This window comes from Bacillus chungangensis, assembly GCF_030812995.1.
GTDB classification, from domain to species: Bacteria; Bacillota; Bacilli; order Bacillales; family Bacillaceae_C; genus Bacillus_CF; species Bacillus_CF chungangensis.
Window position 1 is genome coordinate 17547 of record NZ_JAUSTT010000003.1, and the last position, 25208, is coordinate 42754.

Below are 25208 nucleotides of genomic sequence, written 5' to 3' on the forward strand. Positions count from 1 at the left end.
TTTCAAAACTTAAACACATTAACTCTCCTAAAAATAAACGTTATGATAAGGTCAAGAAACAAATGATAACGATTTCTTAAATAATGATACTAGGATAAAAAAACAAGAAGGGAGAGATTAGATTTGAAAACAATTACCTTAGCTGGAACATTTGATTCTAAAGGAAAAGAATTTTTATATGCAAAAGAGCTGATTGAATCACTAGGTTTAAATACTTTCACTATCCATACAGGTGTGTATGACCCAACATTTGAGCCAGATGTATCAAATGCTCAAGTAGCAGCTGCTGCTGGAGAAGATATGAAAGAGATTGCAGCAAAAAAAGACCGAGCAAATGCTACAGCAGTTCTTGCCAAAGGTATGGAAGTACTCTTGCCAAAATTGTATGAAGAAGGTAAATTTGATGGCGTATTATCATTTGGAGGTACTGGTGGTTCCTCTATCGTGACACCAGGAATGAGGGCATTGCCAATTGGTGTTCCTAAAGTAATGGTTTCAACAGTTGCTTCTGGTAATACAGAACCATATGTAGGTACGAGTGATATTATAATGATGCCATCGGTAGTTGACGTTGCTGGTTTAAATGTCATTTCTACTAAAATATTTACGAATGCAGTATTTGCGATTGTAGGTATGGTTAAATTTGAGAATAACACGACAGTGGAGAAAAAACCTTTAATTGCCGCAACGATGTTTGGTCTTACAACACCTTGTATCAATTATGCTAAAAGTTTTCTAGAAGATAGGGGATATGAAGTGTTAATTTTCCATGCAACTGGTGTAGGTGGTCGTACAATGGAAAGTTTAATATCTAATGGATTTATCGATGGTGTCCTTGACATAACGACTACTGAATGGGCAGATGAGTTAATGGGTGGTGTATTAGCAGCAGGACCACATCGTTTAGAAGCAGCATCAAAAAAGAAAATTCCTCAAGTTGTATCAGTTGGTGCATTAGATATGGTTAACTTTGGTCCATTTGATTCCGTCCCTAACCAATTTGAAGGACGAAAATTTTATAAACATAATCCAACTGTTACTTTAATGCGTACAACAGTTGAAGAGAACAAACGAATGGGTGAAATGATTGCTGAAAAATTATCTTTAGCTGTAGGCAACACTGCATTATTATTGCCATTAAAAGGTCTTTCAGGCCTCGATGTTGAGGGACAACCTTTCTACGGTCCAGAAGAAGACAAAATGTTATTTGATACATTAAGAGAAAATGTTGACCAAAGTAAGGTGGAAATGATCGAAATCAATGCAGATATAAATAGTCAAGCGTTTGCAATAGCTGCAGCAACGAAATTAATTGAATTATTAGATAATAAAGCGAGGGAGAATTAAAATGTTACAAAGACAAGAAATTTTAAATCGATTTAAAGAAGAAATTAATAAAGGAAATATTCTAGTAGGTGTTGGTGCTGGTACAGGAATTACAGCCAAAAGTAGTGAAAATGGCGGAGCAGACATGTTAATTGTCTATAATTCAGGTCGTTATAGAATGGCAGGTCGTGGTTCACTAGCTGGTTTACTATCATATGGTGATGCTAACCAAATCGTTGTTGAAATGGGTAGTGAAGTATTACCCGTTGTGAAAGATACCCCGGTACTAGCTGGTGTAAATGGAACAGATCCTTTTAAAGTGATGGAAGTTTTCTTAAAACAGCTAAAAGATCAAGGTTTTAGTGGTGTTCAAAATTTTCCAACAGTTGGTTTAATTGATGGTTTATTCCGTCAAAACTTAGAAGAAACAGGAATGGGCTATGATTTGGAAGTAGATATGATTAGAAAAGCGCATGAATTAGATATGTTAACGACTCCATATGTATTCAATGAAGAGCAAGCAAAGAAAATGGCTGAAGCTGGTGCCGATATTTTAGTTGCTCACATGGGATTAACAACAAAAGGAACGATTGGTGCACAAACTGCATTAACTTTAGACGACTGTGTTGATCGAATCCAAAGAATTATTAAGGCTGGCAAATCTGTAAATCCTGACATTTTAACTATTTGTCATGGAGGTCCTATTGCAGAACCAGAAGATGCTGCTTATATTATTGAAAAAGTAGATGGAATTGTTGGATTCTTTGGTGCATCTAGCATTGAAAGATTTGCAGCAGAAAAAGGGATTAGAGAGCAAACAGAGGCTTTCAAAAAAATTAAGTAATAGTATTTTCCCACAAGTATCTGAAAGTAAGCCCCCCCCCACCTCAAGATTTAGGTGGGGGTAACCTGAAAGTCAAATGTCTGATTGGTTCAGACCGACAGGATAAGGATAGCTTCTTGCATTAGCATCGCATGAAAAAGCGGTTTCCTTTTTCGAGGATGCTTGCGATTTTAGTCATGTTCTACTTCTTATCAGTGGGAGATGAGAGAAAATCCTACTTATGCAAGTTTCACATTATTTTAACCGCTCAATTATATAGATAATATGAAGAAATCCCAGTCTATTAAAGGAGGCAAACACATAGGTTAATCCATAAAATCTACCAACGGAAACGTTTGATTGGGGGAGCTATCATCAGTCTTGAAGATACTGATAGGTCGAGTGTTACCTTTGGAGAGGTAATTTTTCTTCCCGAGAAGGGGCATGATCGCCTTAACAATCCAAATTCTTAGGAGATTCTTTACGCCCTTTCTGATGAGGATAAGTAGATGGTCAACGATAAAGAAGTGGGTACTGTTCGTTATCATATTGCTGGGAACCAATAAGACTATTGGGTTACCTAATAGCAGCAATACAAAACAGTACTGCTGCTATTTACCTCGGCTTGCTTGGCCATATAAAATAGCTCACACTTATAAGCAAATCGATTCCTAATATAAGACACCATAATAAAGAGAAGGAATAAAGAGCCTCCGTTCGCTTCATATCTTGGATGATCACGATCACTAGCCAGAGAAGTCCTTGTCCAATTGCAAATGCCAATACATGCCTAAGCCAGCTTTGAAAATAATCCTTTGCATATGCCAGTCCGATCAATTTTTTAGGTTTCGGCCCCTTCAAAAAGTAATAATGAAAATAGCGATCAGCCCATTGAATCATTCGTTTTCCAAATGCAAGAGAAATACCTATATAAACCGCCGCAAGCGCATGAGGCACAGCAGCAGTTGCTCCCCCTAACAAATCAATAGATGCAGAGATTAATAAGATAAGATCTATCAATGGTGTTAGAGCAAAAAAAACAAGGCTTAAAGTTTCTTTTTTAAATACATATCGGCAAAGAAGTCCTGCGATTATAACGACCCAGAAGCCAATTTCACAGGCAATAATTAAATAAACGATATTGTTCATTCTTGTCGATTCCTTTCTTGTTTCTCATAAATATCATATGCATCATCTAAAAATTGAAGGATCTCCTGTCTGATTGGATATCCACCAAGTTTTGAAAAGCTTTGAGGTTGAGAAACCATGTCCCATACTTGATTGGCTTTTTGTTTATCGCCATTAAACAGCTCCATCGTTATCTCCGTAAGTTCATGACATATTTTTTGCATATTTGGCGAATCAGGTGGGGTTTTTGCTTCATACAGCTGTACGATCTGTTTAAAATAAGCAATCCACTGGGAGTTGACTGTTCTTAACTTCTCCATTATCTCTATTTCTTCTTTATAGTGCTTCTCTATATTACTTGCTTCATTATTTTGCATCAGATGAAAAAGCAGTTCCCACTGTAATCCTCCCTCTATCTCAATTGAAAATAATAACTGTTTAATATTACGCTTCATGTTTTTCAGTTGCTCCATTTGTTCATTCACATATTGCAGCTGATTGTGTAGGAGGCTTACCGGATCATTTTCTTGTTCTAGAAACAATTTAATGTCTTTTAGCCGCAAACCTATTGAGCGTAAAAATCTTATTTGCTGAAGCTTAATCATATTTTCTTTAGAGTAATATCTCATTCCAGCTTCATCTTTCGCTGCTGGAAGAATCAAGTTAATTTCTTCATAATAGCGCATTGTCCGTGTTGAAATTCCTGTCTTTTTCGATAATGCTTTTATCGAAATCATCCTCTCACCTCAAGAATCATTATACTAGTTGACGTTACGTCAATCACAAGTATTTTTAAATAGTCACAAAAATGGAAATATCATTCACGATCCCATTTTCAGCAATCCAGCAAAAGCCTACTTCTAAGGATTACGAAATAAAGTGAAACTTCCATGAGTGGGGGTTTTCTCTCATCCCCTACTGGACAAGAAGTAGAGCAAAGGCTAAGATCGCAACGTCCTGTTGCAACGCCTTTGTGACCTACGTCCTGTAGGCCCGAACCAATCGGACATTTACTGGCAGTTTCCCCCACCTAGACTCCTTCGATTCCTCTTACTCCCCGAGGTGGAGGTCTTACTGCCAGTTAGATGTGGGATAAAAAAACCCGAGAGAAGACGGATGTGGTTCCAGCATGCTCTCGAGTTTGATAAAAAAAAGGAACAAGAAAACTCATTCACTTTCTTTCTCTTTTTGTTTGTTTAATCTACCTGATTTTCTAGCATTTTCTCTTAATAGAAACTCTATATGCGAATTGACGCTTCTAAATTCGTCCTTTGCCCATCCCTCTAAAGCTTCGTACAAGTTAGGATCGATTCGGAGCAAAAAGCTTTTTTTCTTTGCCATTTTCTCTAATATAAACTTCCTGTATTGACAACTGGCTGAGCGCCGCGGTCAGAAATAATTGCAACCATTAAATTGTTAATCATAGCGACTTTTCGCTCTTCATCCAGATCAATTGTACCATTTTTTTCTAATTGTTCAATTGCCATTTGTGCCATTCCAACGGCGCCGTCTACTATCTTTTGGCGTGCAGATACAATAGCTGATGCTTGTTGGCGCTGCAGCATGGCACTTGCTATCTCTGTTGAATAAGCAAGATGAGTGAGACGGGCTTCCACAACATCTACACCTGCAACATTAAGTCTATCTTGTAATTCTTTTGTTATTTCATTCGATATTTCTTCAGCATTGCCACGCAACGTCATGCCAAGCTCATCTATATTGTCATAAGGATATTTCGTGGCAACATGCCTTAAGGCTGTTTCACTTTGAATCTCTACAAAATCTTCATAGTGGTCAACATCAAAAACGGCTTTTGCTGAGTCAATTACTTTAAAAACGACAACGGCTGCAATTTCAATAGGATTTCCCTCTACATCATTTACTTTTAACGTTTTACTGTTAAAATTCCGTACTCGCAAAGATACTTTTTTGCGGATACTTAATGGAACCGTTAAGAATAGACCACTTTCGCGAATTGAACCGACATATTTGCCAAAAAACGTGAGTACGTAAGCTTGATTCGGTTGGACCGTTGCAATACCTGTAATAAGCAGTGCGCCAATAACAAACAGGAACATGGCTACAAGTATATACCCTTTCATACCCATAAAGACACCTAAGCCAAGTAAACATACAATGAGTAAAATACCTAAATATCCGTTTATTTTCCAGGCTTTTTTTTCTTTCATGCCTATCCCTCCATGTATAACATCATTTCGTTATCATTATGATATCACTTTTTCATAATAATGTAAATAGGTACACAAACTTTTTTACTTGTTGTTTACTACTTCCTACTATAGTTTTGACGGAGTTGAGTTTTTTCGGGTTCTTAAATGCTGCGCTGCTCATAGCAGTGCCGCTGGGAAAAATGATCAATGGCGCAGTCTTAGAATTTGCCCAAGCGTATATCATCATGATCATCATCGGAGTTACAACGGCACTGACTTGTTTCATATCGTATTTAATCATAAAAAAAGAAGCCAAGAACTATCTTCACAAAAAAACAAGATGAATCTTTGAATTGGCTGCTGCCTAACATTGCCTCCCCTCTTATTAAGATTTTAAAACCAAGCATAAAAAGAGGGCAGGCAATAGGAACATTTATCGTCCTTTGATCCCCCTCTTTTCGTTTCATGAAGCTTTCTTATAGTTTCACCTCCTCTCTATTTTTAGCAGATAAACGCTGATCGCCATCTGGACGGCGCTTTTGCCAAAACCACATCGCTCCAATCATAACGATGCCAACAATATCAATTGCTTTTTGCGGTGTAATCAGCATGATCCCTGCTAAAAATAAAATAATTCGCTCGAACATATTCATGGTACGGACAAAAAACCCAATCATTGCACTGCTCACTGCCATCATTCCGATTAATGCAGTTGCGATTGCTATAATCAACGGTATTGGTGCAACATCTACTAAAACGAGAATAGGATTGTATACAAATATATATGGAATAATAAATGCAGCAATTGCCAGCTTGACAGCAATCACTCCCGTTTTAAATGGATTCGCTCTCGCAATCCCTGCTCCTGCGTAAGCAGCTAAACAAACTGGCGGTGTGATATCGGCTACAATTCCAAAATAGAAAACAAACATATGAACTGCAATTGCTGTTAAGCCAAATTCATTGATTAAAGCTGGTGCTGCAATCGTTGCTGTTACGACATAATTGGCTGTTGTAGGCAGTCCCATCCCAAGAACGATACAGGCAATCATCGTAAAGAACAATGCTAATATCAGTGTCTCCCCTGCTAAAGCGATGATTCCTGCCGCAAATTTTGAACCAAGTCCAGTCATACTAATAACACCTGCAATAATACCAGCAGTTGCAACAGCAGCAATGACTGGCAATGCCACTCTTGCCCCCTGCTCAAACATTTTCACTGTTTGCCTAAGATTAAGACGTGATTCTTTACGAACAAAGCTGACTAAATAGGCACTGCCAATTCCAAATAATGCTGCCCTTTGTGGTGTAAATCCGCTTAATAGCGTTACAATAATAATAATGAGCGGCAACAGCATATATCCGTAGCGAACCATTATTTTTTTTAATGGAGGTAATTGTGATTTTGGCAATCCAAAAATCCCTTGTTTCTTTGCTTCAAAATGGGTGCCCATAAAAATTCCTGTAAAATAAAGCAATGCCGGAATGAGAGCTGCGAGCATAATAGTAGAATAAGGAACGCCAATATACTCCATCATGATAAAGGCTGCTGCCCCCATTAATGGGGGCATAATTTGTCCGCCTGTTGATGCAGAAGCTTCCGTTGCAGCAGCAAATGCTGGTTTAAAACCCGCATTTTTCATCATCGGAATCGTGAACGATCCTGAAGCCACCGTATTTCCGACAGAACTTCCTGAGACCATTCCTTGTAAAGCACTTGCAGCTACTGCAGCCTTTGCCGTACCTCCAGTAAAACGGCCTGTTAAAGCGAACGCCAAATCATTAAAAAATTTTCCGATTCCAGTTTGTACGAGAACAACCCCAAAGAAAAGAAAGAGAAAAATAAATTTTGCAGAAATTTGTATAGGCGTTCCAAACACACCGCTCTCTCGATACCAAAGATAATTAGCAATTCTCTCAATAGCAAAACCTGGATGGGAAAGCAGCTGTGTCGGGATATATTTCCCAAAAATAGTATATAAGATTGCGATGCTGGCTACGATTATAATCGGGATGCCGACTGTCCTTCTCGTAGCCTCTAAAACAAGCAAGATACCAATAATGGAGACAATTGTATCGAAAAAACTATAGCCAGATATTCGATTTTGCAATAATTCATCAAAAAAGATGATTTTGTGATAAACGACATATAAAGCAATAAACGCTAACAGAATATCATACCATGGTACGGTTGTTTGCTTCCTATGCCAGCCTTTTCTCGCTGGAAATAACAAAAAGATGATGCCAAGTGCTGTTCCTAAATGAACTGCCCCTTGAATTTGTGTTTGAAACGTTCCAAAAAATCCTGTATATAGATGGAATAATGTAAGAGATACTCCTAAAAAAGCGACAATCCATCCCCATTTACCGAGTTTTTGACGGTAATGATATTCCTTATCATATTTTTCAAGCAATTCCTGTGTATTTATTTGCCGATCTTCATCCATTCCATCACCTCCATTTTCTAAATTATCAAAAAACGAACCCTTCCCCTCTAAAAAAGCTTGTTAGTTTCCTATTTCCTCTAAACTATTGATTCCCGATGCTTTGCGTGTAATAATCTGGACGACTTCGGGATAAATATGGCCAATAAATGCTAAATTCTCTACTTTGTTATCTTTAAAATCTCCTGTTCCATTTATTGCATTTAGTGCTGGAACATGGACAGTCATCCCAATATCTTGATAGCCATCACGAATACTTGCTAAGTTTTCTACGGACGCACCAGTCTCTGTATTCGTAACATTAAGCCCACTCATATACTTATTCCATAAATTCGCGATCTCGCCACCTAATGGATAATAAGTTCCACCTTGACTGCCAGTACCAAGTATAAATTCGCTCTTTCGTTTATCAGCATCAGCAGACAACTCTGCAAGAGTATTTTCAACTGTTAGCCCTTTTTCTTCATAATAGCGCTTTGCACCAGGGTGAATCGGGAGTCCTTCCGAGCCATTTAATGCATTCGCGAGTACGATATGAGCGGATTGACTATGTGTATTTTCCTCAGCATGTTCGATCATTACTTTAGCTAACTCATAGCCTAACTCTTCATCAATTGTATCCGTATTTGCCATTAAAATCGCATAGGCAGTCACCGTTTCGATATCTTTATTTAGGAATTCATATGATTCAGCTGATATTGTATATCTTCTATACTCACTATTTTTCTCAATAAATTCAATTGCTTTATTAGAAAGTTCTAGCATTTCTACATCTCCTGTTGAAGCTTGCAAACTTTCTATACTTCCAGTAGGGAGCCCTAAGATGCCAATAGAGATATCAATGTTTCCATCTTGAAGCAAATCAGCTGCATCACCAAAACCTTCTTGATATTTCTTATAATCACTATCTTTAATGCTATATGCTTCCATGATAAGCCTAGATATCGATTGCGTTTCACTTGCTGCTGGACCAATTGCTATATTCGTCTTTCCTCCTCCACAAGCCGTAAAAAATAATGCAGAAACGAACATGATTGCAAGTGGCCAAAACGATTTTCTTGTCATTTTCTTCTCCCCTTTTTTGGTAGCGCTTTCATTTGTAGTAACAGTCTTTTTCCACCAATATTTAAAGATAGCTGGATTTGATTGTTTATTCTGATAATTAAAGCGAAAGGATCTTTAATTATATATACATATGAATGACATATACTTCCTCCTTCCTTTTAAGGTAAAATGGTTCCTGAATCATCTTATTGTAGTATACGAATGTTTTTTTTGACTCTTCTATAATGTTATTCGCTGCCGAGAAATAAAATCCTTTTAAAAATATAATGAAGCCCCGATATTTAATATAGTATGAGGAGGAGATGCATCATGAGGCATCAAAATGTATATAAGAAAATTGCCAGCCAAATGCCAAACATGAGTAAATCACAAATCAAAATAGCGAATTATATGCTAAAGAACCCGTATTCTATGCCATTTTTAACAGTTAATAAATTAGCTAAAATGACTGAAGTAAGTGAGGCAACCATTATTCGTTTTGCTCATTTTTTAGGATTCTCAGGCTATCATGAGATGCAACAGCTGATGATTGTATCTGTTGAACAGCAACTAAACACTGTTGAACGGTTGGAACTGTCAAGGAAAGTATATAACAAGACAGAACAAAGCGTTTATGAGATTTTTCAAGACGATATGAAAAATATTCAAGCAACGATGGAAAATGTCAATATAGAAGATTTTAAACAGGCAGTTCAATATTTATTAGAAGCAAAAAAAATATATATTGTAGCTAACAGAAGCGTCGTATCTTTAGCAATCTTTCTTCAATATTATTTCGATATTATTTTTGGCAACAGCGAGCTGGTTCACACTACTGAATCTGCCTTTGAGCGAATCTACAATGTAAATAAGGGTGATGTTGTCATTGGCATTACTTTTGCTCGTTATACAAAAAGTACCATTGATGTTGTTTCTTACGCTCACCAAAGACAGGCAACGATTATTGCCATAACAGATAACCTACTCTCTCCTATCACATCCTATGCTGACATTTCACTTTTTTCTTCGAGTCAGATGCCCTCTTTCCTCGATTCTTTTGTTGCACCTTTAAGTTTAATCAATGCACTTATTGCCTATATCGGAAGAATAAAACACGCAGAAATTGATAAACGCTTAGAAAATTTAGAGGAAATTTGGGATCATTATGATGTATTTTACAAGAGAATGTAACGGAGCAGAACGTCTTCAGCGTTCTGCTAATCATCTTGACGTTGGAAGTGAACGGATACATTTATTTTATGAAATTTTTATTTCATTTATAACTTTATATGAAATATATAATTGCATTTTCAAATATTACCAGCATATAATGAAAGATGAAAACGGTTAAATTTTTAGTGAGGTGAAAAAAGTGAAAAATGAAGATGACGCTAGCTGGAAAAATCGAACAGAAGGATCTAGACAGTTTTTTAAAAAAGCTTGCAATGTTATTCCAGGGGGTGTCTCCGCAAATATAAAGTTTTTCCCACCTTATCCAATTGTGATGAAAAACGGCAGTGGAAGCAAGCTGATTGATGTCGATGGAAATGAGTACATTGATTATTTGCTTTGTTATGGAGCACTTATCACTGGACATGGACATCCCCGAATAATGGAAGCGGTTGAAAAACATTTCCGTCTTATTGGTACTACTATTCTAGGAACTCCACATGAGCTGGAAATAACGATGGCTGAAAAAATGATTCAGCTCTATCCTGGGATTGATATGGTTCGATTTACAAATTCCGGATTGGAGGCGGCATTATTAGCGATTAGAATGGCAACAGCATATACAAGCAAAGAAAAAATCGCTAAATTCGAAGGTCATTACCATGGCGGCTTTAATCATGTTCTCGTTAGTGTCAATCCAGACAAAAAGCTTGCAGGTGCAAAAGTTCAACCGAACGCTGTACCTGAGTCGAAGGGAATTACGAAAAGAGAACTAGATAATACAATCGTATTGCCTTTTAATGATTTGGAGGCGACGGAAACGTTGTTGCGAAATCATGCAGAACAGTTAGCTGCCGTTATCATAGAACCTGTGCAAGGCGGGTTTATTCCAGCTGATAAAGAGTTTATGATTGGATTGCGAAAAATAACAAAAGAGTTAAACATTCTGCTTATTTTTGATGAGGTAAAGACAGGGTTTAGAGCGGCTTTAGGCGGTGCCCAGAGCGTTTATGGGGTACATCCTGATTTAACTGCACTTGGAAAAGTGCTTGGCGGTGGTTATCCAATTGGTGCCGTCGGCGGGCAAAAAGATATCATGATGATAAGTGCACCGAAACTGCACAGTGATATTTTCTCAATCGGAGAGAAAAGTGCTGCTACAAATGACGTTGTTTTTCATAGTGGTACGTACAACGGCCATCCAATGGTGTTAGCGGCAGGCTTAGAAGCGATTTATCTATTAGAAGAAGCGAATACAATGAACGAAATAACATTACAAACAAATAAGCTGCGCACTGGCTTAGAAAAGATGTACAAAAGTTATGGCATTCAGATGCAAACCGTTGGCATGGGCAGCATCTTTAATATCATTTTTACTGATAAACCGATTCGGAACTATCGTGATATGTGGGAAGTAGATATTTCATTTCGTCAAGCAATTGACGAGGAACTGTTGAAATTAGGCATTTACCTGAAACCGATGAACCGCTATTCTCTATCAACCGTCCATCGTGAGGAAGATATCTTAAAAACGATTGCTGCCCATGAAAAAGCATTGAAAATAGTGTTACAGAAAAAACAAGATCACTAAATGACACGATAAAGAGGGCCCCTTTTTTTTGCATTCATTAAAACTCATACAAAGGAGACCCTCCTATTTCATAAAAAACAACCTATATTGTTAAATACTTTCGCTTGTATGCCTTGCAATACATGAATAATATTTTTATTTTTCTATCTTGTAAAGCTTTATCGTTCAAAGAAGATTTTTTTCATTCAACATTTTTTAGTACAAATGAAGTTCGCTTCAAACAAGCTTCTCTTATACTCCTCTTCCTTACTCACTTTCCACTAAAATCTTCATCGCTGTTCCAATTGGCGGCATGCTTTTCGTTGTCATTGGGCCATAGAATGCGTAGACTTTCATCCCTTTTTTCAGCTCTCCACTTCGAAGCGACTGATTTTCTTTTGTCCCAAGAATTTGTGTGTCTTTCGTCAAATTTAGAACAATCTGCTCGTAGCCTTCATTTGCTATCTTTTCGCCTTTAACAGTCACTTGCATTCCACCGTCTGATAAAGTTGTTACTTTCGTGATTTCACCAGCTGTGCCGAACATAGCTTGAGAGGAACTTTCTTTTACAATAATCTTTCTAGCATTTGTCATCGGCGGAATACTTAAAGTGGCAAATCGATCGGGCACCACTTTGATTGCCATTCCTGACATAAGATCAGAGGCTGTGAGATTGCAATTGTCCTCAGCAATGATTTCTGTTTCTTCCGTAATGTTAAGACGGAGACCGTAAATAAAGCCATTTAACTCTACTTGAGTGCCATGTTTATCTGTCGTGATATTCGTTATCGTTCCTTCTTTCATCGGTTCATCCATCTCTATGTTTTCTTGAGAAGAGATCATGACAGTTCCTGCTTCACTAATAGTGACGTTTTCCCCCATTACATCCTTGATAAATGATAACGGTACGTATGTTTTTTGATTTTGCAGCTCTGGCGCGGTTCCCAAAGTAATATACATTTTGCCAATGTTGTAGCGATTTTCGCCAATTTTGGCCATAAACCATTGATTTCCCTTAAAAAACTCAACCGTTTGTGTTCCTTCATCCCAAGTTAGTCGATAATCTAATTGTTCTGCAATCATTCGGGCTGCGATCATTATTTCATTTTGTGCATTTACGTATAGTTGATCTTTTGATAATCCATTACCGTTTACAACAAGCTGATACTCAAGTCCACCAACTGAACCAAGAGCTTGTACTTGATTTGGATTGCCCTGATTAGATGCCGCAGATACAGGATTCATCGTTGTTGCGAATATAGCAGTGAATAAGGCAGCGCTTCCTAATACTTTTGTCATTTTCATTGAAATCATTCTCCAATTTCTTTATTAAGTTTCGAGACTTTGACGGGCCGCTTAAGGAACTTTTTTCATCAATACTATTCATCTAGTAAAATAGATGAACATTTTCATTAAGATCATATACGGATAAATGGCGATTCCATATTAGAAAAAAAAGAACAGCAGCCCTTGAACTTCTCTTCTCATTTCTAGTCTATTTATTATATCATCTATTGATGCAAAGACTGCTTTTTTTGAAATGTTAAAAGCATTTCATTTGCTAAAATTGCCAGACAGCGTTAACGATACTTATCAATTGTGGGGATTTTCCCTATTTTCAACCATTATACAGATGACAAGCAACAAAATGATTCTTCTCGACCTCTCTCCATATTGGCTTTTGAAAAGCACATATGTCCATTGCTTCTGCACAACGAGTTCGGAATGCACATCCACTTGGCGGACTGATCGGACTCGGCATCTCTCCTTTTAAAATAATCCGCTCCCGTTTTTCTTCTATCTCTGGGTCTGGGATTGGAATTGCAGAAAGTAATGCTTGTGTATAAGGATGCAAAGGTTTTTTATATAGTAAATGACTTTCCGTTAGTTCAACTATATTACCTAAATACATAACGCCAATTCGATCACTAATATGTTTTACCATTGATAAGTCGTGTGCAATAAATAAGTAGGTTAACCTTTGTTCTTTTTGCAGTCTTTTCAGTAAATTAACGACCTGCGCCTGTACGGAGACATCTAAGGCTGATATTGGTTCATCAGCGATGATAAATTCCGGTTTAAGTGATAATGCGCGGGCGATTCCAATGCGCTGCCGCTGTCCGCCGCTGAATTCATGCGGGTAGCGATTAGCATGATCATGATTCAAGCCAACAATTTCTAACAGTTCATATATTCGCATTAATTGCTCTTGCTTTCTTGGATACAATGCATGTACTTCCATCGGCTCTCCTATGATTTCCCGAACCGTTGAACGCGGATTTAATGAGGCATATGGGTCTTGAAATATCATTTGCATTTTTCGATTATGGGCAAATTTTTCTTGAGCATTCATGTTGTGAACATTTTTCCCATTGTAAAGAACTTCTCCGTCTGTTGGCTGATATAAGCGCATCATTACGCGTCCTGTTGTTGATTTTCCACATCCTGACTCGCCAACGAGTCCAAATGTTTCCCCTCTATATATGTGAAACGTGACATCGTCAACTGCCTTCAATAATTTTCCTCTTCCAACTTCAAAATATTTTTTTAAGTTGTTCACTTCTAGTAATATATCTTTTTGCATCATTTAACCTCCGTCTATTGCCAATAACGTCGTACAGCACACTGTGTTTTCATGAATCGTACTTTCTAATTGATCAACCCTATCGTTTTCTAGATTTCAGCATATTGGTATCCTAATTAGCTTTTCTTATTTTGGCTAAGAAATAAGTAGAGCACCACAAACCTTTTACGTGGCACTCTGTATTCGCAGCGCTTTGCACGTTCATTACACGATTGTATATAAAATGCTTATGCTATACATCGATATCGGCCCATTTTAACTCGATATAGCCGACCGGATGACGAATGATTCCTTTTACCTTTTCATGTTGTAAATATGTTTGGTTGTAGAAGTGAACAGGAAAAATTGGCATATCTTCAAAGAGGATTTTTTCAGCTTCATGCATGATTTGAAAGCGTTTAGCTTCGTTTCCTTCTTTTTTTGCCTCGCGGATAAGCTGATCATATGTTGCATTGCTCCAGCCAGTTCGATTCATCGTGTGGCCAGTTTGAAAGTTTTCTAAGAAATTAATTGGATCTGCGTAATCAGCCAAGAAAGTTCCACGTGAGAGCTGAAGTTTTAAAGCTTTTTGTTCGTCGGTAAATACATTCCATTCCATATTAGCTAACTTGATGTCAACATCTAAAGCTGTGTTTATCATTTCTTGGAGCGTTTCTGCAATTTTCTTGTGCGCTTCACTCGTATTATACGTTAATATCATTTCAGGTAATTCCGTATAGCCCTCTTCTTTCATTCCTTTTTTTAATAGCGCTTTTGCTTCTTCTGCATCAAAAACGACAAGATCGCCTCCTACGTCACGGAATTCTTTCCCGCTTGGTTCTTGAAAACCATAGGATACAAAAGCATGAGCAGCTTTCTCCTTGCTTTTCGTAACATAATCAACAATTTGCTGCTGATTAATAGCCATTGCAAATGCTTTGCGAATCTTTCTATTTTGGAACGGTTCCATATTAACATTAAAACGATAAAAATATATGCCTGCCTGCTCTTCAAAACCAGCTTTCCCTTCTGCCAAAATTTGTTCACTTAAATCAGGCGGTATTGCCGCTGTATCCAATTCACCTCTTTGAAACATCTGATATTCTGTATTTGTTTCATCGATCATTCCCCAATGAATTTTATCTAATTTTACTTGATCAACATCCCAATATTGATCGTTTTTCTCCATTATAAAATGGCTGTCATGAACCCATTCTGTAAGCTTAAATGGACCGTTCGCAACAAATGTTTCTGCTTCGGCATACCATTGCGGATTGTTTTCCGCCGTCTTCTGATGAATTGGGAAAAAGCAAGGATTTGCAATCACACTCAAAAAGTAAGCTTGAGGACTCGTTAATGTCACGACCAATGTTTGATCGTTTACTGCCTTCACTTGAATATTATCTTTAGAACCTTCCCCATTGTAAAAATCCTCTGCACCTTCGATAAAGTAAGCTAGAAAAGCAGCTGGAGATGCAGTCTTAGGATCTAGCAATCGTTTCCAAGCAAACTCAAAGTCACCTGCAGTTACAGGCTCTCCATTTGACCATTTCGCACTTTCACGAATATAAAATGTATATGTCTTCCCATCATCTGAAACTTCCCATTTTGCAGCTGTTGCCGGCTGGGGCATATGATTCTCATCTAAACGCGTCAATCCTTCCATTATATTATTTAATGCTTGCCATGAAACTGAATCAAAACCTACCGGCGGATCAAATGAAGTTGGTTCGTTTCCATTGTTTAAGCGCAGCACTTTTTCATTCTTTTTGCTATTTTCATTGTTTTTATTATCACTATCTTCCTTTCCAGCATCCCTTGTCGTTGTACAGCCTGCAAGCGCTGCTGCAAGGAAGAGCATCGCTCCAATACGCAACAGTTTTTTCATTTTCTTCCCCCCCCATTATTTTAATGATGATGCTTAGATGCGTGCTTTCTTTGTTGTGCTCTTTCATCTTGAAGCCAGCAATCGACCTGATGTTGTAAAGAAAGTTGATTAGTGAAAGGATAAAGCCGATCACATATTTCCATTGTATAGGGACATCTAGCCGCAAACGGACAGCCTTCGGGTGGAGAAAATAAATCTGGCGGAGATCCAGGGATTGGGATTAGTTGTTCCTCTTCTAAATCAAGACGAGGCACTGAGTTTAAAAGCCCCTTCGTATATGGATGCTGAGGTTGATAAAAAATATCTTTTCTAGTTCCGATTTCCACTACTTTCCCCGCATACATAACAGCAATGCGATCCGCTGCTTGAGCAACAATACCAAGGTCATGGGTAATTAAAATAATCGATATGCCAATTTTTTGTTGAATTTCTTGAAAAAGCTCCAAAATTTGCGCTTGAATTGTCACATCTAAAGCAGTTGTCGGTTCATCCGCAATGATGATTTCTGGCTGACAAATAAGGGCCATTGCGATAACAATTCTTTGCCTCATTCCGCCGCTGAATTGGTGAGGATATTGATTTAAACGTTCTCGTGGATTAGAGATGCCAACTAGATCAAGCATGTTTACTACTTTTTGTTTTGCTTCTCGCTTAAATACAGTTTGATGTTGGATAATTGCTTCCATTAATTGATCCCCTATAGATAATGTGGGATTTAGAGCAGTCATAGGGTCTTGAAAAATCATCGATATTTCACGACCGCGGATTGACCGCATTTCTTTTTCAGATAGTTTTGTTAAATTTTTGCCCTTAAAAGTGACAGCCCCTTGCTTCACCTTTCCAGATTCCTTTGGGATGAGTCCCATAATACTTTGAGAAGTAACACTTTTTCCGCAGCCTGACTCTCCGACAATTGCTAGCGTCTCCCCCTTATATAATTTAAAATGAACGCCGCGTACTGCATGGACTTCCCCGCCATACGTAGCAAAAGAAACATGAAGATTTTCCACCTTTAACACCTCTTCCATTCCTTTCACCTCCTCCTCAACTTAGGATCAAGCGCATCCTGCAATCCATCACCTATGACATTAAAAGCAAACATTGTTAAAGAGATAAAAAAAGCTGGAAAAAATATTCGCCACCAATGTCCCGATAATATCGATGATAATCCATCATTTGCCATCACACCCCAGCTTGCAAATGGCGCTTGCACTCCTAAACCGAGAAAGCTTAAAAATGCCTCTGCAAAAATAGCGCTTGGAACGGTTAACGTCATTTGCACAATAATGGTTCCCATCAAATTAGGAAGCAAATTCTTTCGAATAATGCGAGCAGTACTCGTTCCAAATGTTTTGGAGGCTAATATAAACTCATCGTTTTTTATTTTCAGTACTTGACCGCGGACAATTCGCGCCATACCAACCCAACCTGTCACAGTTAACGCAACAATAATCGTCGTTAGTCCAGGACCCATGACAACCATTAATAGAATGACAACTAATAAATACGGCAATCCATACAACACTTCTACAATTCGCATCATGACACTATCAACTTTTCCGCCCTTGTAACCAGCTATGCCCCCATAGATTACACCAATGATAAAATCGATTAATGCGGCCATAAGACCAACGAAAAGTGATATTCTCGCACCATACCATGTTCTTGTAAAGACATCCCTTCCAAGATCGTCCGTTCCGAACCAATAGTCGCTAGATGGTGGAAGATTTTGATTGCTAAGTGTCAACTTCGTTGCATTGTGGCCTGATATAAATGGCCCAAACACAGCCATTATCACAAGAAGAATGAGAATAAATAGTCCACCCATCGCAAGTCTATTGTTTACTAATCTTCTCCAAACATCTTGCCAATAAGATAGGCTTGGACGCACGACAGCCTCTCTCTCTGATGCTGTTTTTTTCTTTGCTGCAAACCACTCATCTGGAATATGATGAAACTTAAACTCGTCCCGCTTAAAAGCCCCCAAACAGCTCACTCCTTCTTATGCAGCTTAATACGCGGATCTAGTACTCCGTATGCTAAATCAACTAAAAACAACATAAAAATTAAAAATGCACTATAAAAAACCGTCGTCCCCATGATAACAGGATAATCGCGATTATTAATGCTTTCTACGAAGTATTTTCCCATGCCAGGAATAGCAAAAATCCTTTCAATAACGAAGCTGCCAGTTAAGATGCCCGCCGTTAATGCACCTAGAATCGTGACAACTGGCATTAACGCATTTCGGAGCGCATGTTTTATGATAATTTTAGTTGGTGATAATCCTTTCGCTTTCGCTGTACGGATATAATCTTGTGTAAGAACTTCAAGCATACTCGATCTCGTTAAACGAGCAATAATAGCCATCGGTCCAGTTGCTAAGGCGACAGTCGGCAAAATCATATGCTTCACACTAGCCCATGTTGCAGTAGGAAAAATTCCCCATGTAACAGCGAATTGCTGTATCAACATCGTTGCCATAATAAAATTGGGGATCGATATTCCTAGCACTGCAATGGTCATCGCTAGATAATCGATCACACCGTTATGTCTTAAAGCTGCGATTACTCCGAGCGTTATACCCGAAATAACTGCAATGACAAGCGCAATCATTCCTAGCTCAAATGAAACAGGAAATCCTCTTCCGATCATGTCATTTACTGTTTGTGAAGGCTGCTTAATGGAAGGGCCAAAATCTAGCATGGCAATCGATTTTAAATAACGCAAATATTGAATATAAATGGGCTTATCAAGCTGATAATGCGACTCTAAGTTTTTTTGAACCGCGTCGCTCATATTGCCTTCTACATTAAATGGCGATCCTGGAACAGCGTGCATTAACATAAAAGTTAACGTCGCAATCACCCAGATTGTCATCATCATTGCCATAAATCGTTTGAAGATATAGGCAGCCATCCCCATACACATCCTAAAAATTTTTTGTTTTTTTGTTAATGATGTCCTGCTGGCTTATTCAAACAAATGATGATTGGAAAAATTCACTTTCTGTCTTGCAAGCCAAACCAATCAGATTATTTGACTTTCCATCCCAACCTAAACTCTTCGAAGCTTCTGACTATTAAAATGAGGTTCTTTTCAGTCAATTAGCTGTGGAATAAAATATAGTAGTCAAGCTTATTCTATGAATGATTTCCTCCGTACATGATCATTATTTTTTAATATTCAAACATTTACCCTGAAACATATATAATGGAGAAAGACATCACTTTTCATCTTTAGAAAATGTACCTCTCTATTCCTCATCCTTTTTACTTATTTTACTTATACTGTATAATTGAAAGTGGCTGATTTTTTTATATCTTATAAAAAATCTACCTATATCCAAATAAATAGATGTTACCCCGTCGATAATGAAAATGTGGTTATATTGTTGTAATCAGAGAAATGGAGAATCATAGTGAAATTAATTGCAAATTTACCGATTCGATGGAAAATAACTGGTTTGGCTTTTGGCATTGTTGCTTTTTCATTGATCATGATTGGGATCATCCTCTTAGGGTATGTAAAGGATGTTAAAGAAGAAGAATTATCGCAAAAAGCGATGCATACTGGTCAGCTCATCGCTCAAAATCAAATGGTGCAAATGAGCATTGAGCTCGATTATGCATCAGAAATATTACAGCCACTAGTAGAGCGTATACGGATGATCAATGGAAATGATTATATTGTCATTCTAAATATGAATCGTGAACGGCTGACACACCCGATTCCGGAACGGCTACATACAAAATTTACGGGCGGGGATGAAGATGCTGCCTTTTCTGAACATATTTATCTTTCTAAAGCAAATGCCGATAATACTCAAACTGTTCGTGCTTTTGTCCCAATACTCAATCAAAATCGTGAACAGATTGGAGTTGCAGTAGTTGGCAACGTACTTCCAAGTTTATCTAGCATTATCTATGAATTCCGCCATTCTGCTTTTGTCATCACATTGATTACAATATTATTTGGCGTCTGGGGAGCTTGGCTATTAGCAAGTCATATTAAGCGTCAAACTTTTGAAATGGAACCAGATGAGCTTGCCCGTACTCTCGTTGAACGAACAGCTACTTTTAACGCCATCCAGGAAGGGGTTGTCGCCATTGATGACCAAGAACGAATTACCGTTATAAATGAAGCAGCAAAAAAAATGTTAAATGTAAAAAAATATGCCATTGGCGAAAAAATTCAAGATGTAATACCTGATACAAGACTGCCTGAAATACTTCGTTTAGGAATGCCGCTTCTACAGCGCGAGTTTTACATTCAAAATCGTCCGATATTAAGCAACAGAATCCCTATTACAGATGGAGGAAAAACGTTAGGAGCTGTCGCCATTTTTCAAGACAAATCAGACGTAGACAGGCTAGCGCAAGAACTCACTGGTGTACAAGCATTTGTTGATGCATTGCGAGTACGCAACCATGAATATTCCAATACATTACATACGATTGCTGGACTGATCCAGCTTGATCAAAAGCAAAAAGCACTCAAATATATTTTTGATTGGACGGAAGAACAAACTGGACTTTCCCAGGAGTTAATGCAACAATTTAGAGATGATAGTCTCATTGGGTTGATACTAGGAAAAATTAGTCGAGGAAAAGAACTTGGCATCTCATTAATAGTTGATAAAACAAGTTCCTTTCTTCATTATCCTGAAGGAATTACAATTCATGATATCGTTGTCATTTTAGGAAATCTAATAGATAACAGCTTTGATGCACTCTCTACAACGAAGGTAATAGATGAAAAGAATGTTTATTTACTAGTCAAAGAGGAAAAAGAAGCGCTGCTGCTTCAAGTAAGTGATACTGGTTCAGGAATCCCCGCTGCTGTCCAAAAGCAAATGTTTACGAGAGGGTTTTCAACAAAAGCGAGTGAAGGTAGAGGCATTGGATTGTTCCTTGTTCAATCTATTGTTGACCGCGTTGAAGGCAGTCTGCATATCGATAGCAAGGAACAAGAAGGTACAACAATCTCTATTTCTTTGCCGATGACAAGGGGGATGAGTCCAAAACATGATGAAAAACAATCATCTTATTGAAATCGTATTAATTGAAGATGATCCAATGGTACAGGAAGTCAATCGCATGTTTATTGAAAAAGTAGATGGATTTGCTGTCACAGGCATCGCTGCAACAGGCGAACAGGGACTCGAAAAAATAATAGCGCTTAAACCAGATTTAGTGCTATTAGATATATTTATGCCGAAAAAAAACGGTCTAGACTTAATAAGACAATTGCGACAGGAACAGATAGATGTAGATATCATTGCCGTTACCGCTGCTAATGACATTCATACGATTAAAACATTGCTGCGAAACGGAGTAACTGATTATGTCATTAAACCGTTTACGTTTGAACGATTGCAAAAAGCATTAAATCAGTATAAAAATGTCTATCTTCAGTTCCATCAGGCAGAAGAAGTTTCCCAAGATAAACTAGATGAAGTCATGGCTAAAAATAAACAACAAAGAAAAGAAAGTCTTCCAAAAGGACTGCATACACATACGTTAAATCAAATCTACGCACACTTGGAGCAAATCGATATTGCAGAGTCAGCAGAAAAAATTGGATCTGAAGTTGGACTTGCCCGTGTAACAGTCCGACGATATTTAAACTATTTAGTTACGATTGACAAGGTTGAAATGGAATTATCTTATGGAACGATTGGGCGTCCGATTCAACGATATAAATTAAAAAAATAATATAGGTGAAGACAATGAAAGGAATCATCTCCATTATTTCATTTCTGCTTGTTGGAATCGCAACAGCTATCTATATAGGGTTCGGAAATACATACGCTCCCAAACCGATAGCAGTTGATCATGAATTGCAAGGTTTAAATGAAAAATACATACTAAAATTTAGTCATGTCGTTGCAGAAAATACACCAAAGGGCATTGCCGCTTCAAGGTTCGCACAATTAGTGAAGGAAAAAACAAACGGCTGGGTAGAAGTTCAAGTATTTCCAAACGGGGTACTTAATGATGCACAAGGGGAGTTTGAAGCGTTAAAAAAAAATGAAGTACAAATCATTGCTCCTGCCATTTCAGAAATTGCGGTGCATGATCCGAAATGGACTGTCATTGACTTGCCTTTTCTTTTTGAGAATGAAGAAATGGTAGAACGTGCATTCGACGGAAAGTTAGGAGAATTATTGTTTCAAAGTATTGCACAATATCACTATAAAGGAATCGCCTTTTGGGATAACAACTTTAAGCAATTTACAAATAATATTCGTCCCATAGTGACACCCGCTGATCTGCAAGGGCTAACCGTTCGCATCATGCCAAGCCCATTGTTAATTGACATGTATCAAACATTTGGAGCATATTCTCAAAGCTTTCCCTTTAATGAAATCTATGAATCATTAAGAAGGAAACACATTGACGGAATTGAAAATACACTTTCTAATATTTATTCTAAAGGGCTGTATCAACAACAAAAGTATATGACGGTTAGCAACCATAATTACCTTGGCTATGCTGTGTTAATGGATGATAAGGTTTGGGATACCCTTCCTGTTCATCATCAAAATAGCATCATGGAAGCGATGGAAGAAGTGACGGAATGGCTAAGGACTTATGCAAAAGAACACAACAAAGACATGTTATTGAAAGTGGAAAGCAGTGAAAGTTTGAATATACATTACCTTACTGAAAGTGAACGGAATCTTTGGAAAGAAGCGCTGTCGCCAATTTACGAAAAATATGAACCTATCATTGGAAAAGAAATCATGGCAGAAGTTTGGAAATTACAAGAAGCAATAAGGTGATGATCTGTGGAGGGGTTTTATCCCACATCTAAATGGCGCACTTCAAGGAATAAGAAGAATCAGAAGCGCTAAGTATGCTTAAATGAATTCACTCATGATCTTCAGACAAGCATCATGAGTGATTAGTACTTCTTTCTATCATTTTCTTAGATTTTCCAAATTTGAATCTAAGATTACTTTCTAAATGCATCTGGATAGACTTGCAAATCTATCCCCCATACAAGCGGCAGCAATAAGTAGACTGCACAAACAATGATGATAATCGCAATGATATTAATCCAAAACCCGATTCTAGCCATATCAACGATTCTTATTTTTCCTGAGGCAAAGACAACAGCATTTGGCGGTGTCGCAACAGGCAGCATAAATGCACAAGATGCTGCTACTGCAGCCGGAATCATTAATGCGTAAGGATGAATGTTAATCGCTAACGCTAAAGATGCCATAATTGGTAGAATCATTGTTGCCGTTGCTGTATTGGATGTAATTTCTGTTAAAAAAATGACAAGCGTCGTCACAATAGTAATAACAAAAATAAATTGAACACCTTGTACAATTGTTAATTGGTTGCCTATCCATTCTGCAAGCCCTGTTTTGCTAAATCCAGCAGCAATCGCCAAACCAGCGCCAAAAAGCAGTAAAATTCCCCATGGTACATTTTTAGCTGTTTGCCAATCTAATAAGCCTGTCCCACGTTGATTAATGGATGGAATAATAAAGAGGAGCACACCTGCTAAAATAGCTATCATCGTATCATCTAGTGCAATCCATTCCCAACTAGCAGGTACGAAAGGATAAAAAATCCATAAGGAAGCAGTTAAAAGAAAAATAGTTAAAACAGCCTTTTCTTCATAACTCGCCTTTCCTAATGCATTTTTTTGTTCCTTTATAATCTCTCCCCCACCAGGAATTTCCTTCCTTTTAAAAGGAAGTGCTTTTATTAAAAAGTACCAAGTTAATCCTAATAACACGATTGTAAGCGGCACACCAAACATCATCCAAGAAACAAAGGAAATTCTCACTCCGTAAATTTCTTGAATGACTCCCGCTAAAATTGCATTTGGAGGTGTTCCAATAATAGTAGCAAGACCGCCGATTGACGCTGCATATGCAATCCCAAGCATCAACGCTTTGCTAAAATTCTTATCCTCTTGAACAATGACATTTTTCTGGCCGCTCATAGAACTCGACATTTGATAAATGATTGCCGAACCGATAGGAACCATCATCAACGCTGTCGCTGTATTAGAAATCCACATCGATAAAAACCCCGTCGCTACCATAAATCCTAATACAATGCGTTGTGTACTCGTTCCAATCACTGCAATAATCGTTAATGCAATTCGTTTATGTAAGTTCCATCGTTCCATTGCAAGCGCAATTAAAAATCCTCCTAAAAATAAATAAATCGTCGTACCGCCATACGATGCTGTAACTTCACCGGTTCCTAAAACACCTGTCATTGGAAATAGAACGATCGGCAATAAAGAAGTGGCTGGTATGGGAATCGCTTCCGTAATCCACCAAGTTGCAATCCAAACAGTACTAGCTAAAACACTTTTAGCCTCAGAACTCATTCCTTCTGGAGAAAGAAAAAGCATGATAAAAGTAAATAGTGCAGGTCCTAAAATGAATCCGATGAGCTGTGGCTTTTTAAATATAGGCGGTTTTTGTTGAGGTGCCTCCACCTGTTTCTGCTCTTGTTGTTGCGCGCTAATAGAACTTTCTTTAGGCAGTGAAAAGGTTAAAATATGCTTTACTTTGGAATGTTGTTCCCATAAGTTCTTCCAAAGTGTTGTAAACACATGACCGCTCATTTCTATTTGTCCCCCTATTATATTTATACAATTCTAATTATAAAGCGCTATCATTTCTCATTAGTGATTTGGACATAATGGTCTTTTTGTACATTTTGGTCTTGGGAGGAACTTTGATTTTTTGGGTATTCGGATTATCGTGTGGAATACACCGTAAAATAAATATACATTAGACTACCGAACAAGATAGGTAAGGAAGCACAAATCATCGTACTATCCACTAAATTATTTTCCCGTATGTTGATAATCCTCCTTAAAATCACAACTCGGATAAGATACACAGCCTCTAAACTTTCCGTACTTCCCTGTTTTTGTTGCCATTTATTTTTGAATCATACACTAGACAGCGTTTGTGCATATCATGGCAACCATAAAATTCATCATCATGAGCAGTGTCCAATGTAACATCAACATGTAAATTTAACATTATTTACCAAAATAATCTCATCTTCACGTCATGGATCGATTGTGTAAAAT

Annotated in this window: 21 protein-coding genes; 7 read left to right on the forward strand and 14 right to left on the reverse strand. The window is 37.8% G+C overall.

Annotation, left to right across the window (positions count from 1 at the left end):
- Window positions 1–123 precede the first annotated feature (123 nt).
- Together J2S08_RS03260 and J2S08_RS03265 are read left to right on the forward strand one after the other, a co-directional pair.
- A complete protein-coding gene (locus J2S08_RS03260; protein ID WP_307226634.1) occupies window positions 124–1347 on the forward strand; it encodes a Tm-1-like ATP-binding domain-containing protein in 1224 nt (407 codons plus the stop codon).
- 1 nt (window position 1348) lies between these two features.
- On the forward strand, window positions 1349–2170 hold the full coding sequence (locus tag J2S08_RS03265) for a phosphoenolpyruvate hydrolase family protein (RefSeq protein ID WP_307226635.1): 822 nt from the start codon (window positions 1349–1351) through the stop codon (window positions 2168–2170).
- Between the two features lie 594 nt (window positions 2171–2764).
- Here J2S08_RS03265 and J2S08_RS03270 read toward each other — a convergent pair.
- From J2S08_RS03270 to J2S08_RS03295, 6 genes are all read right to left on the reverse strand, one after another.
- On the reverse strand, window positions 2765–3298 hold the full coding sequence (locus tag J2S08_RS03270) for a hypothetical protein (protein WP_307226637.1): 534 nt from the start codon (window positions 3296–3298) through the stop codon (window positions 2765–2767).
- A complete protein-coding gene (locus tag J2S08_RS03275) occupies window positions 3295–4014 on the reverse strand; it encodes a MerR family transcriptional regulator (protein WP_307226639.1) in 720 nt (239 codons plus the stop codon). The genes J2S08_RS03270 and J2S08_RS03275 overlap by 4 nt, the downstream gene beginning before the upstream one ends.
- A 430-nt stretch (window positions 4015–4444) precedes the next feature.
- Window positions 4445–4618 (reverse strand): type II toxin-antitoxin system antitoxin, encoded by a 174-nt coding sequence (locus J2S08_RS03280; RefSeq protein WP_307226640.1) that lies wholly within the window; start codon window positions 4616–4618, stop codon window positions 4445–4447.
- 5 nt (window positions 4619–4623) lie between these two features.
- A complete protein-coding gene (locus tag J2S08_RS03285) occupies window positions 4624–5466 on the reverse strand; it encodes an SPFH domain-containing protein (protein WP_307226642.1) in 843 nt (280 codons plus the stop codon).
- Window positions 5467–5924: 458 nt separating this feature from the next.
- Window positions 5925–7895: a TRAP transporter permease gene (locus J2S08_RS03290; protein ID WP_307226644.1), complete on the reverse strand. Its 1971-nt coding sequence runs from the start codon at window positions 7893–7895 to the stop codon at window positions 5925–5927.
- A gap of 60 nt (window positions 7896–7955) precedes the next feature.
- Window positions 7956–8957, reverse strand: coding sequence for a TAXI family TRAP transporter solute-binding subunit (locus J2S08_RS03295; RefSeq protein ID WP_307226645.1), 1002 nt, complete (start codon window positions 8955–8957; stop codon window positions 7956–7958).
- Between the two features lie 309 nt (window positions 8958–9266).
- On the opposite strand from J2S08_RS03295, the gene J2S08_RS03300 reads away from it, so the two are divergent.
- Together J2S08_RS03300 and J2S08_RS03305 are read left to right on the forward strand one after the other, a co-directional pair.
- Window positions 9267–10127, forward strand: a complete 861-nt coding sequence (locus J2S08_RS03300) for a MurR/RpiR family transcriptional regulator (RefSeq protein ID WP_307226647.1) — start codon at window positions 9267–9269, stop codon at window positions 10125–10127.
- A 181-nt stretch (window positions 10128–10308) separates the two neighbouring features.
- A complete protein-coding gene (locus J2S08_RS03305; RefSeq protein ID WP_307226649.1) occupies window positions 10309–11697 on the forward strand; it encodes an aspartate aminotransferase family protein in 1389 nt (462 codons plus the stop codon).
- Between the two features lie 246 nt (window positions 11698–11943).
- Here the strand turns inward: J2S08_RS03305 and J2S08_RS03310 are convergent, their stop codons facing one another.
- From J2S08_RS03310 to J2S08_RS03335, 6 genes are all read right to left on the reverse strand, one after another.
- Window positions 11944–12981 carry a copper amine oxidase N-terminal domain-containing protein gene (locus tag J2S08_RS03310; RefSeq protein ID WP_307226650.1) on the reverse strand — a complete coding sequence of 346 codons (1038 nt, stop codon included), beginning with the start codon at window positions 12979–12981 and terminating at the stop codon, window positions 11944–11946.
- 313 nt (window positions 12982–13294) lie between these two features.
- Window positions 13295–14260, reverse strand: coding sequence for an ABC transporter ATP-binding protein (locus J2S08_RS03315; RefSeq protein WP_307226652.1), 966 nt, complete (start codon window positions 14258–14260; stop codon window positions 13295–13297).
- Window positions 14261–14492: 232 nt separating this feature from the next.
- Window positions 14493–16127: a peptide ABC transporter substrate-binding protein gene (locus J2S08_RS03320; protein ID WP_307226654.1), complete on the reverse strand. Its 1635-nt coding sequence runs from the start codon at window positions 16125–16127 to the stop codon at window positions 14493–14495.
- Window positions 16128–16147: 20 nt separating this feature from the next.
- Window positions 16148–17155: an ABC transporter ATP-binding protein gene (locus tag J2S08_RS03325; RefSeq protein ID WP_307226656.1), complete on the reverse strand. Its 1008-nt coding sequence runs from the start codon at window positions 17153–17155 to the stop codon at window positions 16148–16150.
- A 5-nt stretch (window positions 17156–17160) separates the two neighbouring features.
- Window positions 17161–18114, reverse strand: a complete 954-nt coding sequence (locus J2S08_RS03330) for an ABC transporter permease (protein ID WP_307226658.1) — start codon at window positions 18112–18114, stop codon at window positions 17161–17163.
- A 5-nt stretch (window positions 18115–18119) separates the two neighbouring features.
- Window positions 18120–19046, reverse strand: a complete 927-nt coding sequence (locus J2S08_RS03335) for an ABC transporter permease (protein WP_307226660.1) — start codon at window positions 19044–19046, stop codon at window positions 18120–18122.
- 502 nt (window positions 19047–19548) lie between these two features.
- On the opposite strand from J2S08_RS03335, the gene J2S08_RS03340 reads away from it, so the two are divergent.
- Genes J2S08_RS03340 through J2S08_RS03350 form a run of 3 tightly spaced genes read left to right on the forward strand, consistent with a single transcriptional unit; the run spans window position 19549 to window position 22914 of the window.
- The gene (locus J2S08_RS03340) at window positions 19549–21180 is read left to right on the forward strand and encodes an ATP-binding protein (RefSeq protein ID WP_307226662.1); all 1632 of its coding nucleotides are present in this window, start codon (window positions 19549–19551) and stop codon (window positions 21178–21180) included.
- Complete coding sequence (locus J2S08_RS03345; protein ID WP_307226664.1) at window positions 21155–21844, forward strand: response regulator; 690 nt, start codon at window positions 21155–21157, stop codon at window positions 21842–21844. The genes J2S08_RS03340 and J2S08_RS03345 overlap by 26 nt, the downstream gene beginning before the upstream one ends.
- Window positions 21845–21858: 14 nt before the next feature.
- Complete coding sequence (locus tag J2S08_RS03350) at window positions 21859–22914, forward strand: DctP family TRAP transporter solute-binding subunit (protein ID WP_307226666.1); 1056 nt, start codon at window positions 21859–21861, stop codon at window positions 22912–22914.
- A 173-nt stretch (window positions 22915–23087) separates the two neighbouring features.
- Here the strand turns inward: J2S08_RS03350 and J2S08_RS03355 are convergent, their stop codons facing one another.
- Window positions 23088–24731: an SLC13 family permease gene (locus J2S08_RS03355; RefSeq protein ID WP_307226668.1), complete on the reverse strand. Its 1644-nt coding sequence runs from the start codon at window positions 24729–24731 to the stop codon at window positions 23088–23090.
- A gap of 225 nt (window positions 24732–24956) precedes the next feature.
- Window positions 24957–25052, reverse strand: a complete 96-nt coding sequence (locus J2S08_RS22390; protein ID WP_370875622.1) for a topoisomerase DNA-binding C4 zinc finger domain-containing protein — start codon at window positions 25050–25052, stop codon at window positions 24957–24959.
- Window positions 25053–25208 lie beyond the last annotated feature (156 nt).

What these genes read in the sequence shown, in the direction of transcription:
- J2S08_RS03265 (WP_307226635.1), top strand. Translation starts at nt 1,349, where the DNA reads ATGTTACAAAGACAAGAAATTTTAAATCGATTTAAAGAAGAAATTAAT.
- J2S08_RS03270 (WP_307226637.1), bottom strand. Translation starts at nt 3,298, where the DNA reads ATGAACAATATCGTTTATTTAATTATTGCCTGTGAAATTGGCTTCTGG.
- J2S08_RS03275 (WP_307226639.1), bottom strand. Translation starts at nt 4,014, where the DNA reads ATGATTTCGATAAAAGCATTATCGAAAAAGACAGGAATTTCAACACGG.
- J2S08_RS03280 (WP_307226640.1), bottom strand. Translation starts at nt 4,618, where the DNA reads ATGGCAAAGAAAAAAAGCTTTTTGCTCCGAATCGATCCTAACTTGTAC.
- J2S08_RS03285 (WP_307226642.1), bottom strand. Translation starts at nt 5,466, where the DNA reads ATGAAAGAAAAAAAAGCCTGGAAAATAAACGGATATTTAGGTATTTTA.
- J2S08_RS03290 (WP_307226644.1), bottom strand. Translation starts at nt 7,895, where the DNA reads ATGGATGAAGATCGGCAAATAAATACACAGGAATTGCTTGAAAAATAT.
- J2S08_RS03295 (WP_307226645.1), bottom strand. Translation starts at nt 8,957, where the DNA reads ATGACAAGAAAATCGTTTTGGCCACTTGCAATCATGTTCGTTTCTGCA.
- J2S08_RS03300 (WP_307226647.1), top strand. Translation starts at nt 9,267, where the DNA reads ATGAGGCATCAAAATGTATATAAGAAAATTGCCAGCCAAATGCCAAAC.
- J2S08_RS03310 (WP_307226650.1), bottom strand. Translation starts at nt 12,981, where the DNA reads ATGAAAATGACAAAAGTATTAGGAAGCGCTGCCTTATTCACTGCTATA.
- J2S08_RS03315 (WP_307226652.1), bottom strand. Translation starts at nt 14,260, where the DNA reads ATGCAAAAAGATATATTACTAGAAGTGAACAACTTAAAAAAATATTTT.
- J2S08_RS03320 (WP_307226654.1), bottom strand. Translation starts at nt 16,127, where the DNA reads ATGAAAAAACTGTTGCGTATTGGAGCGATGCTCTTCCTTGCAGCAGCG.
- J2S08_RS03325 (WP_307226656.1), bottom strand. Translation starts at nt 17,155, where the DNA reads ATGGAAGAGGTGTTAAAGGTGGAAAATCTTCATGTTTCTTTTGCTACG.
- J2S08_RS03335 (WP_307226660.1), bottom strand. Translation starts at nt 19,046, where the DNA reads ATGGCTGCCTATATCTTCAAACGATTTATGGCAATGATGATGACAATC.
- J2S08_RS03345 (WP_307226664.1), top strand. Translation starts at nt 21,155, where the DNA reads ATGATGAAAAACAATCATCTTATTGAAATCGTATTAATTGAAGATGAT.
- J2S08_RS03350 (WP_307226666.1), top strand. Translation starts at nt 21,859, where the DNA reads ATGAAAGGAATCATCTCCATTATTTCATTTCTGCTTGTTGGAATCGCA.
- J2S08_RS03355 (WP_307226668.1), bottom strand. Translation starts at nt 24,731, where the DNA reads ATGAGCGGTCATGTGTTTACAACACTTTGGAAGAACTTATGGGAACAA.
- J2S08_RS22390 (WP_370875622.1), bottom strand. Translation starts at nt 25,052, where the DNA reads ATGGCAACAAAAACAGGGAAGTACGGAAAGTTTAGAGGCTGTGTATCT.